At 74.9% G+C, this 15,705-nt stretch carries 13 protein-coding genes; 5 read left to right on the forward strand and 8 right to left on the reverse strand.

What is annotated here, in order from left to right:
* The first annotated feature begins 53 nt into the window (after positions 1-53).
* Entirely contained in the window at positions 54-1,535 is a 1,482-nt protein-coding gene (locus ABZ873_RS26785) for a phosphatase PAP2 family protein (RefSeq protein ID WP_360876745.1), read from the forward strand.
* Positions 1,536-1,617: 82 nt separating this feature from the next.
* Here the strand turns inward: ABZ873_RS26785 and ABZ873_RS26790 are convergent, their stop codons facing one another.
* A complete protein-coding gene (locus ABZ873_RS26790) occupies positions 1,618-1,851 on the reverse strand; it encodes a hypothetical protein (protein WP_360876748.1) in 234 nt (77 codons plus the stop codon).
* Positions 1,852-2,088: 237 nt separating this feature from the next.
* Between ABZ873_RS26790 and ettA the strand changes: the two genes are divergently transcribed.
* Genes ettA through ABZ873_RS26805 form a run of 3 tightly spaced genes read left to right on the forward strand, consistent with a single transcriptional unit; the run spans position 2,089 to position 4,943 of the window.
* Complete coding sequence (gene ettA, locus ABZ873_RS26795; RefSeq protein WP_078906349.1) at positions 2,089-3,753, forward strand: energy-dependent translational throttle protein EttA; 1,665 nt, start codon at positions 2,089-2,091, stop codon at positions 3,751-3,753.
* Positions 3,754-3,774: 21 nt separating this feature from the next.
* Positions 3,775-4,224, forward strand: a complete 450-nt coding sequence (locus tag ABZ873_RS26800) for a thioesterase family protein (RefSeq protein WP_360876751.1) — start codon at positions 3,775-3,777, stop codon at positions 4,222-4,224.
* Positions 4,221-4,943 (forward strand): hypothetical protein, encoded by a 723-nt coding sequence (locus ABZ873_RS26805; protein ID WP_360876754.1) that lies wholly within the window; start codon positions 4,221-4,223, stop codon positions 4,941-4,943. Before ABZ873_RS26800 ends, ABZ873_RS26805 begins: the two co-directional genes overlap by 4 nt.
* Before the next feature lie 20 nt (positions 4,944-4,963).
* Here ABZ873_RS26805 and ABZ873_RS26810 read toward each other — a convergent pair whose 3' ends face one another.
* Entirely contained in the window at positions 4,964-5,368 is a 405-nt protein-coding gene (locus ABZ873_RS26810; protein ID WP_360876757.1) for a globin, read from the reverse strand.
* A gap of 125 nt (positions 5,369-5,493) precedes the next feature.
* On the opposite strand from ABZ873_RS26810, the gene ABZ873_RS26815 reads away from it, so the two are divergent.
* Positions 5,494-6,534 carry a methyltransferase domain-containing protein gene (locus ABZ873_RS26815; protein WP_360876760.1) on the forward strand — a complete coding sequence of 347 codons (1,041 nt, stop codon included), beginning with the start codon at positions 5,494-5,496 and terminating at the stop codon, positions 6,532-6,534.
* Here the strand turns inward: ABZ873_RS26815 and ABZ873_RS26820 are convergent, their stop codons facing one another.
* Genes ABZ873_RS26820 through ABZ873_RS26845 form a run of 6 tightly spaced genes read right to left on the reverse strand, consistent with a single transcriptional unit; the run spans position 6,535 to position 15,675 of the window.
* Positions 6,535-7,566 (reverse strand): FHA domain-containing protein, encoded by a 1,032-nt coding sequence (locus ABZ873_RS26820; RefSeq protein WP_360876763.1) that lies wholly within the window; start codon positions 7,564-7,566, stop codon positions 6,535-6,537.
* A gap of 59 nt (positions 7,567-7,625) precedes the next feature.
* The gene (locus ABZ873_RS26825; RefSeq protein WP_360876766.1) at positions 7,626-8,948 is read right to left on the reverse strand and encodes a VWA domain-containing protein; all 1,323 of its coding nucleotides are present in this window, start codon (positions 8,946-8,948) and stop codon (positions 7,626-7,628) included.
* A 33-nt stretch (positions 8,949-8,981) separates the two neighbouring features.
* Positions 8,982-10,502, reverse strand: coding sequence for a protein phosphatase 2C domain-containing protein (locus tag ABZ873_RS26830; protein ID WP_360876769.1), 1,521 nt, complete (start codon positions 10,500-10,502; stop codon positions 8,982-8,984).
* Positions 10,503-10,505: 3 nt separating this feature from the next.
* Complete coding sequence (locus tag ABZ873_RS26835) at positions 10,506-13,364, reverse strand: tetratricopeptide repeat protein (RefSeq protein ID WP_360876772.1); 2,859 nt, start codon at positions 13,362-13,364, stop codon at positions 10,506-10,508.
* Complete coding sequence (locus ABZ873_RS26840) at positions 13,361-14,635, reverse strand: hypothetical protein (RefSeq protein ID WP_360876775.1); 1,275 nt, start codon at positions 14,633-14,635, stop codon at positions 13,361-13,363. The genes ABZ873_RS26835 and ABZ873_RS26840 overlap by 4 nt, the downstream gene beginning before the upstream one ends.
* Positions 14,636-14,688: 53 nt before the next feature.
* The gene (locus ABZ873_RS26845; protein WP_360876778.1) at positions 14,689-15,675 is read right to left on the reverse strand and encodes a glutamate ABC transporter substrate-binding protein; all 987 of its coding nucleotides are present in this window, start codon (positions 15,673-15,675) and stop codon (positions 14,689-14,691) included.
* Between the last annotated feature and the right edge of the window lie 30 nt (positions 15,676-15,705).

Raw genomic sequence — 15,705 nt, forward strand, 5'->3', positions numbered from 1 at the left:
CGGCCCGGGTTCTATCGTCGGTTTGGAACTGGCTCGCGGGGTAGGGGCAGGGAATGGGCGATCAAGAACTGACCTGGCCGGCGGTCCTCGCGCGATGGGACCGGCGGCTCTTCGACGCCGTCGCGCGGCGGCACTGGCCCGGCGCCGACCGGGTGCTGCCGCGGCTCGGCCGGGCCGCGAACCACGGCGTGCTGTGGGGCGGGGCCGCCGCGGCCATCGCCGTCTTCGGGTCCGCCGGGGCCCGTAAGGCCGCCGTGCGCGGGGCCGCCTCGCTCGCGCTGGCCTCCTCGACCATCAACACCGTCGGCAAGTGGTCCGTGCGCCGCCCCCGCCCGCTGCTGGACGGCGTGCCCGCCGTGCGGCAGCTCCGCGTGCAGCCCACCACGACCTCCTTCCCCTCGGGGCACTCCGCCTCGGCCTTCGCCTTCGCCACCGGGGTCGCGCTCGCCGCCCCGGGCTGGGGGGCCGTACTGGCGCCGGTCGCCGCCTCCGTGGCCTTCTCGCGGGTCTACACCGGCGTGCACTACCCCTCCGACGTGGCCGCCGGAGCGACCCTCGGCGTGGCCGCCGCCTTCGTCGTACGCCGCCTCGCCCGCGACGCCAAGGAGGCCCGGGTCGTCCCCGGCGACGAGCGCCCCGCCCCCGGAGCCCCCGCGCTGCCCGACGGAGCCGGGCTCACCGTGGTGGTCAACACCGGCTCCGGTACGGCCGCCGCCGCGGGTCTCGACGTACTGCGCCGCCGGCTGCCCAAGGCCGAGGTGATCGAGTGCGGCGGGGAGGAACTGCTCCCCGCCCTCGCCGACGCGGCCGCCCGCTCCAGCGTCCTCGGGGTCTGCGGCGGCGACGGCACGATCAACGCCGCCGCCACCGCCGCCCTCCGCGCCGGCGTCCCGCTGGCCGTGTTCCCCGGCGGCACCCTCAACCACTTCGCGATGGACCTCGGCCTCGCCGGGGTCGAGGACACCTGCGAGGCCGTCGCCCAGGGCCAGGCCGTCCGCGTCGGCGTCGGCCGCTTCTCCCCGGGCCCCGGCCCGGACGGCGAGCCCGGCCACTTCCTCAACACCTTCAGCATCGGCGCCTACCCGGAACTGCTCGGCCACCGGCTGCGCTGGGCCCCCCGCATCGGCGGCGGCCCGGCCGCCCTGCTGGCGTCCTGGAAGGTGCTGCGCGCGCAGCGCCCCGTACGGCTGCGGCTCGCCGGCCGCCCCCGCAGCGTCTGGCTGCTCTTCGCCGGCAACGGCACCTACCACGGCACCGGCCCCGCCCCCCGGCGCCGCGACAGCCTCGGCGAGGGCCTGCTCGACCTCCGCGTCGTCTACGGCGGCGGCCGCCCGGGCCCCCGGCTCCTCGCCGCCGCCTTCGCCGGGCCCCTCAGCCGCTCCCCGGTCCACGCCGCCACCCACCTGCGCAGCCTGCGCATCGGCGACGTCCCGGCGGGCACGCCGCTCGCCTACGACGGCGAGTACGCCGACGCCCCCGCCCGCCTGGTCCTGGACGTCCTCCCCGACGCCCTCACGGTCTACCGCCCGCGCTGAGCCCGGCCCGCCCCGGTCCGGTCCGGGCCCCACCCCCGTGACGGGGCCCGGACCGGCCCGGCGCGGGCCCGCCCGCGCCGGGTCAGGCCGTTTCCCGCCGCCGGGGCGTCTTGCGCGTCCCCACCCCGGCGGCGATCAGCACCAGCCCCGCGGCCAGGATGCCCAGATAGCCCCCGGGCGGCAGGTCCACCACCTTGTGCAGCCAGCCCCACTCCTCCTCCGCCCCGAAGAAGGCCCGCGAGGCGAAGCCGATGAACCCCTGGGCCCCGATGACGTAGCCGATGCTTTCGACGGTGTATCCGATGGCGGTTCGCATGGATCCACCCTCCCGCGCCCCCGCCGCAAGATCGTCCTCCCCAGGACCGAGAGCGCCATAGGCCGAACGATGCAGCCCCACCCGGCCCCCACCGCCACCCCACCCCGGCCCCCACCGCCACCCCGCAGCCACCGAGCCCCGCCCCCGGCCCCCCCGACCTACCCATTCGCCCGCGGGTATGGACGTACGGCAAGATGGGGTGTATCTGCCCACCATCGATCTGCCGGACGGTTTCTCTTGGCTGAGTTCATCTACACCATGCGCAAGACGCGCAAGGCGCACGGCGACAAGGTGATCCTCGACGACGTCTTCCTGAACTTCCTTCCGGGGGCCAAGATCGGTGTCGTCGGCCCGAACGGTGCCGGTAAGTCCACCGTTCTGAAGATCATGGCGGGCATCGAGCAGCCGTCCAACGGCGACGCCTTCCTCTCGCCCGGCTACACCGTCGGCATCCTCATGCAGGAGCCGAAGCTCGACGAGTCCAAGACGGTCCTGGAGAACGTCGAGGACGGCGTCGGCCCGATCAAGCAGAAGCTCAACCGGTTCAACGCGATCGCCGAGGAAATGGCGACGAACTACACCGACGAGCTCATGGAGGAGATGGGCAAGCTCCAGGACGACCTGGACCACGCCAACGCGTGGGACCTCGACGCCCAGCTGGAGCAGGCCATGGACGCCCTGGGCTGCCCGCCCGGCGACTGGCCCGTCACCAACCTCTCCGGTGGTGAGAAGCGCCGCGTGGCCCTCTGCAAGCTGCTGCTGGAGGCCCCCGACCTGCTGCTCCTCGACGAGCCCACCAACCACCTCGACGCCGAGTCCGTGAACTGGCTGGAGCAGCACCTGGCCCAGTACAAGGGCGCCGTCGTGGCCGTCACCCACGACCGCTACTTCCTCGACAACGTCGCCGAGTGGATTCTCGAACTCGACCGCGGCCGCGCCCACCCCTACGAGGGCAACTACTCCACCTACCTGGAGAAGAAGGCCGAGCGTCTCAAGGTCGAGGGCAAGAAGGACGAGAAGCGCGCCAAGCGCCTCAAGGAAGAGCTGGAGTGGGTCCGCTCCAACGCCAAGGGCCGCCAGGCCAAGTCCAAGGCCCGCCTCGCCCGCTACGAGGAGATGGCGGCCGAGGCCGACAAGATGCGCAAGCTCGACTTCGAGGAGATCCAGATCCCGCCGGGCCCGCGTCTGGGCTCGATCGTGGTCGAGGTCAACAACCTCTCCAAGGCGTTCGGTGACAAGGTCCTCATCGACGACCTGTCCTTCACGCTGCCGCGCAACGGCATCGTCGGCATCATCGGCCCGAACGGCGCCGGCAAGACCACGCTCTTCAAGATGATCCAGGGCCTGGAGAAGCCGGACTCCGGCGAGATCAAGGTCGGCGAGACCGTCAAGATCTCGTACGTGGACCAAGGCCGCGCCAACATCGACCCCAAGAAGACCCTCTGGGCGGTCGTGTCGGACGAGCTGGACTACATCAACGTCGGCAACGTCGAGATGCCGTCCCGCGCGTACGTCAGCGCCTTCGGCTTCAAGGGCCCGGACCAGCAGAAGCCGGCCGGTGTGCTCTCCGGTGGTGAGCGCAACCGCCTGAACCTCGCGCTGACCCTCAAGCAGGGCGGCAACCTGCTGCTCCTCGACGAGCCCACCAACGACCTCGACGTCGAGACCCTGGGCTCCCTGGAGAACGCGCTGCTGGAGTTCCCCGGTGCGGCCGTGGTCGTCTCCCACGACCGCTGGTTCCTGGACCGGGTCGCCACGCACATCCTCGCCTACGAGGGTGAGTCCAAGTGGTTCTGGTTCGAGGGCAACTTCGAGTCCTACGAGAAGAACAAGATCGAGCGGCTCGGCCCGGACGCGACCCGTCCGCACCGCGCCACCTACAAGAAGCTCACCCGAGGCTGAGGGAGAGCTGAGGTCACGGCCATGGCCAGACACCACTACCGCTGCCCACTGCGCTGGGCGGACATGGATGCCTTCGGGCACGTCAACAATGTCGTCTTCCTCCGCTACCTGGAGGAGGCGCGCATCGACTTCATGTTCCGCCTCGCGCCGGGCGAGGGCAGCGAGTCCTTCACGGGCGGATCCGTCGTGGCCCGCCACGAGATCGACTACAAGCTGCCCCTCGTGCACCGTCACGAGCCGGTCCTCATCGAATCCTGGGTGACCCGGATAGGCGCCGCGTCCCTGACCATCCGCTACGAGGTCAAGGACGAGGCGACCGAGGACAGGCCCGAGACCGTCTACGTGCGCGCGGAGACCGTGGTCGTGCCCTACAACCTCGCCGCCGGGCGGCCCCGCCGCATCACGGACGAGGAGCGCCACTTCCTCGAGGAATACCTCGACGAGCCGCGTTCCGAGGCCATCGCGGCATGAACGAGCAGTTGCGCTTCGCCGATTCCGGGGAGGCGGCGGACCTCGCCGCCTTCCTGGGGCGGCTGGTGCACTACGACCGCGCCGCCGCCGTCCGCCTCCAGGCGGGCGGGGGCGCGCTGGCCGTGTTCGGCCGGCCGCCCTCCTTCGAGGTGCTGGCCGTGCGGACGGTACGGCTCGCCCGGCCGGCCGCCGCGCCCCTGGACCTGACCGTGTCCGCGGGGGAGTTCCTGGAGTCCGTGGACGAGGCTCCGGCCGAGGCCACCGTGCCCGGCGCGGTCACCGGGCCGCCCTGGACCGGCGTACTGCCGCCCCGCGGCGGCTGGAGCCGGCTGCCGGGACTGCCCGCCCCCGGGGCGATCGGGGCGGCCGTCGCCGCCGCCGTCGCGGAGTTCCGGGCCCGGGACGAGGCCCTGCCCGCGCAGCACCGGACCCGCTCGCAGCGCGACCGTATCGGCCGCGAGATCTGGTCCCGTACCCTCGGCGACACCGATCTGCCGCTGCGCGTCGCGCACGCCGCCCAGTCCCTGGGCTTCCTGCGTCCCGTACGGGCCGCGGTGACCGCCGCCGGCACCGCCCCCGGATCGGGCGCGGGCGCCGAACCGGTGGCCCTGCTGTCCGCCGGGAGCTGGCTGCGGCTGCGCACCCCGTACGGCTCCGTCGCCACCCGCCGCCCCGGCGTCGGCGGCGGCCTGGGAGCCCTCCAGGTCCGCCCGGTCTGACCGCTGGTCCGGAAGCGCTGCTAGCCCGCCGTGTTGATCATCGAGGCGGCGGCGTAGGTCAGGTACTTCCACAGCTGCGCCTCGTGCTCCGGCTCCAGGCCCAGCTCGTCCAGCGCCACCCGCATGTGCTTCAGCCAGGCGTCGTGCGCCGCGGTGTCCACCTGGAACGGGGCGTGCCGCATCCGCAGCCGCGGGTGCCCCCGGTGCCGGCTGTAGGTGGTCGGGCCGCCCCAGTACTGCATCAGGAACAGGGCGAAGCGCTCCTCGGCGGGCCCGAGGTCCTCCTCCGGGTACATCGGGCGCAGCAGCGGGTCCTCCGCGACTCCCTCGTAGAAGCGCCGCACGAGGCGACGGAAGGTGGCCTCGCCGCCCACCTGCTCGTAGAAGGTCTGCTCCTGAAGGGTCTCCTGCGGATTCTCATTCACCCGACCATCGTCTCAGACGCCCGGCGTGCCCCGGGGGCGCCCAGGGATTCGTCCGGAAGGCGCGGGCAGCCGTACGGAAGCCCCGCGCGCTCGCACGGGCGGCCCCGGCGGCGGACAGTGGAGGCATGGCCGCACACCCGCCACGTACGCCGCGCACCGCACCCCCCGGTACCGCCGCCCCCGGGCCCGCCGCCCCCGCCGGGCCGCGGGACCTGCGGGAGACCGCGCACGCCGCCCAGGTGCGGGAGCTGACCGCCGCCGGGGTGCTGGAGGACCCGCGCTGGCGGGCGGCCTTCGCGGCCGTGCCCCGGCACGTGTTCGTCCCCTACTTCTGGACCGGCCGCGGGGCGGGCCACGAGCGCCTGTGGGCCGAGGACCCCGACCCCGAGCGCCGCGCCCGCTGGCTGCGCGGGGTCTACGTGGACACCCCGCTCGCGACCCGGCTGCGCGACGGCCGGCTGGTCTCCTCCAGCAGCCAGCCCTCCCTCATGGCGAAGATGCTGGCCGCGCTGGACGTACGCGACGGGGACGATGTCCTGGAGATCGGCGCGGGCACCGGCTACAACGCCGCGCTGCTCTGCCACCGCCTCGGCGAGGAGCACGTCACCACCGTGGACCTGGACGAGGAGATCACCGAGTCCGCGCGGGTCCACCTGGCCCGCCTCGGCTACCACCCGGCCGTGGTCACCGGGGACGGGGCGCGCGGCTGCCCCGCCCGGGCCCCCTTCGACCGGATCCTGGTCACCTGCACGCTGCCGCTGGTACCGCCCGCCTGGCTGGCGCAGTGCCGCCCCGGGGCACGGATCCTGTCGCCGCTGGCGACCGGGCTGATCGCGCTCACGGTCCGGGACGCGGGCTTCGCCGAGGGCCGTTTCCTGCACACGGCGGCCTACTTCGTCCCGCTGCGCGGGGCCACGGCGGCGCCGCCGCCCGATCAGGAGGCCCTGGCGCGCGGGCTGCCGTACGAACTGGTGGAGAACGAGCGGTTCCAGTTCATGCTGCTGCTGACCCAGGGGGTGCTGCACCCCCGGGAGGCGCTGGACCTGTGGCGCAGCGAGGGCCGTCCGGCCCGGGAGCGCTTCGGGGTGTCGGTGGGCCCGGAGGGCCAGTGGTCCTGGCTGGACGATCCCCAGGGGCCCTACGTGTGGCCCCTGGGGAAGGTGTGATCAGCCGCGGCGGATGGTGATCGTGGTCCAGGCGCCGACGTGGACGCGGTCGCCGTCGGCGAGCGGGACCGGGACGTACGGCTGGATCGGGTCCTCGCCGCCGTTGATCGTGGTGCCGTTGGTGGAGTTCTGGTCGACCACCGCCCAGGTGAGGTCCGGCTGCTGGACCAGGACCGCGTGCTGGTGGGAGACGCCCGGGTCCTCCGGCGGCACCGAGAGGTCGATGTCGGGGGACTCGCCCGTGGAGGCGCGGCGGCGGCCGATGGTGATCTGGCCGCCGGACAGCGGAAGGTGCTGCTCCGGGGAGTAGGCGGGCAGGTTGAGCCCGGTGGCCTCGGGGCCGCTGCGCTGCATCATCGCCATGAAGTACGAGCGGTCCGGGCCGATCGTCGCGGACCAGGAGCCGCCGCCCTGGGGCGGGAGGGGCTGGTGGTGCTGCGGAGCGGAGGCCGGGGGCTGCTGGTACTGCGGCGGCTGCTGCGGCTGCTGGTACTCCTGCTGGTACTCGCGCTGGTGCGGCGCGGGAGGCTGCTGCTGGTACTGGGGCTGCGGGGGCTGCTGGTACTCGTGGGACGGCTCGTGCGCCGGGGGCGGCAGCAGCCAGTCGTCCTCGCGCTGGAGCGGTTCGGCCGGCCGGTTCACCCGGGACGGGCGGGAGCCCTGGTACTCGAAGTGGTCCTGGGAGTAGGCCCCGGGGGAGGGCACGGGCGGCGGGGGCGTGCCCCGGCCCCCCGCCCCGGTCGGGTGCGGCCCCGGCCCGGGGCCCTGCTCCGCCGCCGGGGGCGTGTACGGGGTGGCCGCGCGGGTCAGGAAGTTGTACCGGCACTCCTCGCAGAACGGGGCCATGGCCTCGCGCGGGGTGCGGCACTGCGGGCAGAGCTCCGCCTGGGCGGTCGCGTCACCGGCGGTCGGGGGGAAGCCGTAGCCGTAGGAGGGCACCGCGGGGGGTGCCTCGGCGGTACCCATGCGGTGGCCGCAGACCTCGCACCAGTCGTCGGAGGCGGACTGGTGCCCGTTCGGGCAGGTCGGCATGGCGGCGCTTCCCCCTTCTTCTTCCCGCGTCGTCGCGGCGGGAGTTCGGAACTGCTACGTCAGGACTTCTTCACTCGGACGGTCTGCGTCGAACGCGTTTCGAGGGTCATCTCATCGGCGTCGGCGACCTTCGCTTTCAGCCGCACAGTACCTGCCACCGCGTCCACCACATCCACCACCTTCGACAGGAGCCGGGCTGTGTCGGCGTTGCCGGAAACCCCGGCGAGCTGCACCGCACGCCCGAGTTTGGCCGTAGCACCCTCCACATCACCCATTTTGCGGGCTTCCAGGCCCTGTTGGATAGCCTGCGCCAGCTCCGCCTGCCCCGTGTAGTGGGCGACCTGCGGATTGATCGCGGTGGAGGCGGCCAGATCGTCCGTCCACACCGCCCGGACCAGGCCCTGGCCCAGGACCGCCGCGGGCTCGCCCGCCGCCCCCGGCCGCACCAGCGTGACCCGCGAGGCCAGCATCTCCTGGCCCACCGATCCGCCCGGGACGCGGACGCACACGTGGTACTCGCGGGACTCGTCGCCCCAGGAACCGGTCGGGTAGTCCCCGGCGCGCGGGCCGGCCTCGGTGCGCCGGCCGCTCAGGTCCTGGACGGCCGGCGCGACCTGCTTCACGTACTGGATCTCCGCGCCGACCGGGGTCCACAGGCGCAGCGAGACGTCCGCGACCTCCTTGCCCATGACGTTCTCCATCACGCGCGTGAAGTCCTCGGCGAGACGGGCCGGATCGGCCACGATGTCGGCGGAGCCGAGCAGCGCGTGCGCGATGCCGGTGACCTCCTTCACCTCCCAGTCGGTGCCCACGCCGCGGGCGTCGCAGGTGAAGCGGCCCGCGCAGGCGTCGAGGGTGGCGCGCAGGACGGCCGCTTCCTCGTGCTCGTTGCGGCCGTCGGTGAGCAGGATGCCGTGCCGGATGGAGGCGGTGGAGCCCCGCAGCAGGCCGTCGGCGAGCCGCAGCCAGGTGCCGATGGCGGTGCCGCCGCCGGAGCTGAGGCCGCGCAGGGCCTCCTTGGCCTGGGCGCGGGTGGCCGGGTCGGCCACGGCGAGGCGGCCCTGCCCCGGGTAGACCTCCTTGGCCACGTGCGTACCGGCGATCACCGCGAAGGCGGTGCCGTCGCGCAGGGTGTCGACGGCCGCGGCCGTGGCCTCGCGGGCGCCGCGCATCTTCTCCGGCGGGTACTCCATCGACCCCGAGCAGTCGACCATGATCACGACGGCCGCGCCCCCGTCGGCGGGCGCCGCGGCCGCGGAACCGCCGCCGGTGGCGGTCACCGTGACGATCGCGTGCACCTCCCGGCCCCCCTCGGGGAGGAACTCGTTCTGGTACACGTCCACGGTGAAGCGTGGCGCGCTCTGTTTGGCGAAATTCGCCATCGGATGGACTCCTAGGGTGCTCGGGCAGGCGGGTCAGACCTGCGGGCGCGCTTCCACTTCCGGTTCCGGTCCTGCTGCCGGGCCCGGGGCGGTCTCCGCGCCCGGCCCCGGTTCCGTGCCCTGTCCGGGCCGCGTGGTGAAGGGCACCACGGCCACGGTGACGTTGTCGTGCCCGCCGCCGTCGAGGGCGTGGCCCACCAGCACCTGGGCGCTGTGCAGCGGGCGGGCCGCGGCGTCGGCGGGCAGCACCTGGGCCATCTCCCGCGCCGATTCCGCGTAGTTCCACAGTCCGTCGGTGCAGACCACGACCACGCCGGGGTGGTCGGGCTTGAAGGTCGCGGTGTGCGGTTCCAGCTCGTAGGCGTCGGCGCCCAGCCAGCCCGTGATGGCGTGCGCGCGGACGTCCGCGTACGCCTCGGCCTCGCCCATCAGCCCGGCGGCGACCATCTGCGCGGCCCAGGAGTCGTCCTCGGTGAGCCGGCGCGGCAGGGCCGCCCGGTCGTCCGGGACCCAGTAGGCGCGGCTGTCGCCCACCCAGCCGATGGTCAGCAGGCCGCCGCTGACGACGGCGCCGACCAGGGTGCAGGCGGGGGCGTTCTGCGCGCCGGGCACCTCCGGGGCCAGGGCGTTCACGGCGGAGGCGGCGGCCAGGATCGCCTCGTGCATGGCCTCCTGCGGGTGGGCGCCGCGCGGCAGGGCGTCGAGCAGGGCCTCGTTGGCGGCGCCCGCGGCGGCGGCCGACGCCTCGTCGGGGCGGCTCGCGGAGGAGACGCCGTCGCAGACGATGGCCACGGTGGCGGCGGAGCCGTCGGGCAGGGCGGTGGCCGACACCGCGAACGAGTCCTCGTTGCGGTGGTGGCGCAGCCCCCGGTCGCTGACGGCGGCGACGCTGCCCAGCTCCTCCTCCAGGTGGTCCCGCTCGCGCGGCTGCGCGTGCCCGCAGTGCTCGCAGTAGCCGTCGGTGTCCACCCGCCCGGCCCGGCAGGCCACGCAGGTCTTCCCCGGCTCACCGGTCGCGGGCGCGGCCGGGGGCCCGCTCGCGGGCGGGGTCGCCGCCGCGCCGTACGCGGGAGCCGCGGCCGGCTGTGCGGCGTACGGGTCCTCGGCGGGCCGCGGTGCGCCGCCCGGCGGGTGCGCGGCCGGGCCCTCCTCGGGCGTACCGCCGCCGGGCAGGTCGTAGCGGGCCCGCGGCTCCTGCGCGCCGGCCGCCCCGTACGGGTGCTCGGCGGCGGCCCACGGCGTGCCCTCCGGGGACGTGGCACCGTACGGGTCCTCAGGGCCCGGGGTGGCCGCCCAGTCGGCCGGGTCGCCCACGAGGGTGGGCGCGGCCGCGGCCACGCTGCCCCAGCCCGGGGCCGGTTCGGCTGCGCCGTGGGAGACGGCCGGCGGGGCCTGGGGCGGCTGTGGGGCCGGTGGGATGGGCAGGGTCGGGTGGTCCGCGGCCTCCGCCGGGGGAGGGGAGGTCACGGAGTGGCCGCAGACACCGCAGAAACGGTCACCCTCCTCCAGGGGTTCCGCGCAGCTGGGGCAGCCCGACAGCCGATGCATCGACATCACTCACACCCACGTCCGGGGACGGAAACGGTTTGCCCGCTCCACCAGTTCGATCCTCTCCTCGCCACGCCGTGCCAGCCGTGCGAGGACGCGGTACGAGCGCTCCAGACCGAAGCGCAGGCCCCGCTCGTCCAGTTGACTGCCGAGCAACGAGGTCCGGCCGGGGTCGGAACCCCGGCTACCCGACAGTACCCAGTCCAGGGCCGCGCCCAGAACCTCCGTCACCAGGCGCTCCTGCCGCTCGGGGTCCAGCCCGAACCTCCGCAGCGCCTCCACCTGCCCGGCGGCCGCCACCAGGTCGGCCAGCAGCGCCTCCCGCGGTGACCGGTCGCGCAGACGTGCGCGTACGGCCGCCACCCGCGCGGCGGTGTAGTGGATGGACGCCTCCGGTACGGATTCCAGCGTGCGCACGGCTCCGTCCCGGTCGCCCGCGGCGAGCTGCACCCGGGCCAGTCCGAAGGCCGCGCTGACGAACCCCGGGTCGGTGGTCCAGACGAGCCGGTAGTACTCGGCGGCGTTGTCCAGCTGCCCCAGCACCTCCGCGCAGAGCCCGAGGGCCAGCTTCGGCGCGGGCTCGCCCGGGAAGGCGTCGTAGATCGCGTCGAAGGAGAGCGCGGCCGTCTCGTCGTCCCCGGTGGTCAGGGAGGCGATGCCGCGGGCCCACACCACGCGCCAGTCGTCCGGGTGGCGGACCTCCAGCTCCAGCAGCGCCTCCCCGGCGGCGGCCGCCTCGCCCAGCTCCAGCCGGGCCCGCAGCTCCCGCAGCCGCAGCTCGGCCGAGTCGGCGGGCGCGGCGGCCAGCGCGGCCAGCAGGTCGGCGGGGGCGGAGGCCAGCAGGCCGGTCAGGAAACCGGCGTTCGGGTCGGCCGGGTCCACCAGCGGCACCGGCAGCGCCAGCGCGGCGTCGCGCGCGTCGAGTGTGGTCGCCCCGGCGGCGGGCGGCGGGGACGGCGGCTCCGGTACGGCCACGGCGGCGGGGGCCGCCCGCGGGTCCGGCGCGGTACGCGGCCCCGGCAGGGGCGCGCCCGTCATCCGGGTGGCGGTGCTGCCCAGGCCGGGCAGCGGCGCGCCCCCGGCCGGGTCACCGGACGCGTGGCTCCCGACCAGCGAGGTCTGCCCCCACGGCCCGGCACCCGCGGCCGCCTGGGCAGGAGGCGTCGCGGCAGCCGTCGCCGGAGCCTCCGCCGGGCCCGCCGGCCGCTCGGGCAGGGCCGTACTGCCCGCCCCGGCCGCGCCTCCGGACGTACGGCGGCCGCGCGCCCCGAACAGGCCGCCCAGGAAGGAGCCGCCGGGCCATGCCTCGACGGGCCGGTGCCCCAGCCGGGAGACCAAGACCTCGGCGGCGTCCGCGTCGGCGTACAGCCGGGTGTCCGGAACGCGCAGCTCCGGGCCGAAGAGGGTGGACAGCTGCGGCCGGGGCCGGCCCGTCTGGAGCGCGACCACCTCCCGCAGCACGCCCGTCAGCTGGTCCGCCATCTCCTGCGCGGAGGAGAACCGCCGGCCCGGATCGGGGTCGGTCGCGCGGACGAGCAGCCGGTAGAAGGACTCGTACCGCCGGAAGACCTCGATGTGCTCCGGGTCCGGCAGCGAGTCCACGAACACGTTCGTGTAGCCCTGGAAGTCGAAGGTCAGGACCGCCAGCGTGCGCGCCACCGTATAGAGGTCGGAGGCGACGGACGGGCCCAGCTCCGCCACCTCCGGCGCCTGGTAGCCCACCGTGCCGTAGATGGCGGACACCTCGTCGTCCATCCGCCGGACCGCGCCCATGTCGATCAGCTTGAGCTGGTCCTGCTGCTGGATCGCGTTGTCCACCTTGAAATCGCAGTACAGCAGGTTGCGGCTGTGCAGATGGCCCAGCGCCTCCAGCGCCTCGATGCCGTAGGCGCACGCCTGCTCCACCGGCAGCGGGTCGCGCCGCCCGTCCGGCCGGCGCCGGTCGTTCGCGATCTCCTTGAGGGACTTGCCGCCCACGTACTCCATGACGATGTACCCGTCCAGCGAACCCGTCCGCTGGTCCAGGTGCTCCACGAAGTTGTAGATCCGCACGATGTTGGAGTGCTCGATCTCCGCGAGGAAGCGCCGCTCCGAGATCGCGGCCTCCATCGCGTCCTGGTCGCCGGTGTCCAGCAGGCCCTTGAGGACCACCCACCGGTTCGCGACCGCCCGGTCCACCGCCAGGTACACCCAGCCGAGCCCGCCGTGCGCGAGGCAGCCCGCCACCTCGTACTGGCCGCGCACCACGTCCCCGGCGCGCAGCTTGGGCACGAAGGAGTACGGATGCCCGCACTTGGTGCAGAAGCCCTCCGTGCGGCCCGGCCGCTCGCCCCGGGACCGGCCCACCGGGGCCCCGCAGTCCGAGCGGGAGCAGAACCGCTTGCGCTCGGGGACCTCCGGGTTCTCCAGGACGGCCGTGGAGGGGTTGGGGCGCGGCACCTCCGGGACGCTGACCAGGCCCGCGCCCAGCCGGCTGCGCGCCGAGGAGGAGGCGGCCGAGCCCGAACTGCGCACCGACACCGAGCGGGTGGAGGACTGGCCCGTCAGCGCGCGCGACAGGCGGCCCGACACCGAGCGCCGGGAGGAGGAGGACCGGGAGGAGCGGGCCGAGGCCGAGGAACGCGCCGAACCGTGCGAGCCGTGGGAGCCGCGCGAGCCCGCCGAGCCCCGGGACCCGCTGGAGCCCAGCGAGCCGCCGCGGGCCGCGCTGGTCATCCCGGTCGGCGGCGACACCAGCTCCTCCGCGCCCGCCGCGACCGAACCGACCGGGGCCAGCCCGCAGGTGTCGCAGTACAGCTCGCCGCCGCCCATGTCCTCATACGCCCCGGGGCAGCCGGGGCGGCCGCACACCGCTCCGCTCGGGCTCATGCGTCCTCCGTCCCCGGGCCCTCGGGCCGGATCGTCTCCTCGGGCCGCGGCTGCGGCACCAGCGCCTCCGCGGCCGCCTGCTGGTAGCGCAGCACGGCCTGCTCGGCGGCCCGCAGATCGCAGGGCGCGCTCCACAGCATCCGCCGCGCCGCGTCGTACCGCTCGATCAGCAGCGGGTCCTCCGCCAGCCCGTGCCGGGCCACCTTCGCCCGGTACGCGTCGAGCCGCCCGCGCAGCTCCGCCCGGACGGCCAGCGGCGCCGTCACCGCGGTCAACGATTCGCGGGCCCGGCGCAGTTCCTCCCCGGCCCGCTCCTCCAGGGATTCCAGCAGCGGCGAGAGCCGGTGCCAGCGGGCGTGCCGCCGGTGCTCGGCGGCCGCCGCGAGCTGCTCCTGGAGCACCGTGGGCGGGCCGCTGACCGCGGGCACCTCCGACGCGGCGATCTTCGCCAGCACCTCGCCGCGCGCCGTCCGCGCCTCCGACAAGGTCCGGTCGGCCCGGGAGAGCACGTCCCGCAGGCTGATCAGCCGCTGCTCGGCGTCCTGCCGTACGTCCAGCACCGCCTCGACCTCACGGCGTACGTCCTCCAACGCGAGCGCGGCCCGGTCGTAGCGGGCGGTGTCCGGGCGGCCGCCGCCGGGCGCGGAGCTGCCCGTCCCGCGCTGCCAGAAGGCCAGCGGGTCCGCGATCACCTCCGCGCGCAGCCGGGTCAGCTCGGCGGTGATGTCCTCCAGGTCGTCGCCCGAGGGGTGCTCGCCGGGGCGCACGCCCACCGAGTGCGCGAGGGACCGGGTGCGGTGCAGCTCGGCGGCGAGCAGGTCGATCCGGGCGGGCAGCGCCGACCACACGGTGTCGGCGGCGACCACCACGTCCAGCGAACCGGCGTACAGGTCGTTCATCCGGGTCACCAGCTCGGCCAGGGACAGCCGTTCGGCCAGGGCCAGGCCCTCCGCCGCGGAGCCCGCGATGAGCACCCCGGGGCCGCGCAGCCGCTCGGTCAGCTCCACCAGGTCCTCGCGGTTCGGCCAGCGGCGCCGCTCGCGGAGCTCCCGGGCGGCGGTCAGCGCCCCGCTGTAGGCGTCGAAGTACGTCCACAGCCGGGAGATGTCGGCCTCGGCCACCGCCCAGCGCTCCTGGGTGAGCCCCGCCAGCGCGGCACCCTCCAGCAGCCGCCGCCCGGCGTGGTCCTGGAGGGCGAGCAGGGAGGTCTCGACGGCCTCGTGCTCCGCGCCCAGCCGGGCCAGGGCGCGGTCGACGTCGTCCCGGTCCATCACTGCCGACCCCGGCTCCACCGTGTGTGCCTCCGATTCCATCGTCACCGGACTCAGCCGTCCCGGTACTTGGGCGCGGGCGGCGCGGTCACCCCGGGCAGCACGGGCTGCAGGTGCTTGAGGTACGCCCTCATCCACGGGCTGTCGTTGCCGCCCGCGCGGTAGTTCTCCAGCACCTTGTTGACCCGGCGGACCAGGTCCGAGGCGTCCTTGTTCATCGCCACCCCGTAGAACTCGCGGGTGAACGGCGAGCCCACCAGCCGCACCGACGGGTCCTGGGCGGCCTGTCCGGCGGCGAGGGCGTTGTCCGTGATGATGCCGTCGACCTCGGCCAGCTGGAGCCGGACCAGGCAGTCGAGCTGGTTGGCGACGGTGACCGGCGCCGCCCCGTAGGACTGGGCCTTGAGGGCCGTCTCCGCCGTGGAACCGGCCGCCACGCAGATCCGCTTGTCCTTGAGCGAGGTGTCGTAGCCGGTGATCGGCGAGCCCTTCGGGGCCAGCACCTGCTGCCCCGCCTCGAAGTAGGCCGTCGAGAAGGCCACGTCCTCCAGCCGCTGGCAGTTGATGGTCATGGTCCGCACCACGATGTCGACGCGGCCCTCCTGGAGGGCGGGGACGCGCTGGCTCGTGGGGATGGCCCGGTATATCACCGCGTTCTCGTCGCCCAGGATGTCCTTGGCTATGGCCTTGACCAGGTCGATGTCGAAGCCGTCGAGCCGGGCGCCCTCCGCGGTCTGGTTGCGGTAGCCCCAGCGGAAGCTGTTCTGGTCCACGCCCGCGACGAGCTTGCCCGCCGCTTTGATCCGGGCGATGGCCGCCCCGTCCACCTCGGACGGGCGCAGGCTGGCCTCCGGGTCCTGGCAGGTGTCGGAGAACACCCACGGCGCGGCGGGCGCGGCCGGGGCCGCCGCCGCGGCGGCCGGCTTGCGCGGCGCGGACGGTCCGGCCTCCGGGGTCGCGTGCGCCAGCGGCAGCAGGACGGCCGCGGCCGTCACCGCGCAGGCGGCGGCCATCGCGCTCACCCCGCCCCAGCCGCGCAGCCGCCCGGCCCGGTGCCGGCCCCGCGGCCG

It is taken from the genome of Streptomyces sp. NPDC047014, assembly GCF_040644195.1.
In the GTDB taxonomy this organism is placed as follows: Bacteria; Actinomycetota; Actinomycetes; order Streptomycetales; family Streptomycetaceae; genus Streptomyces.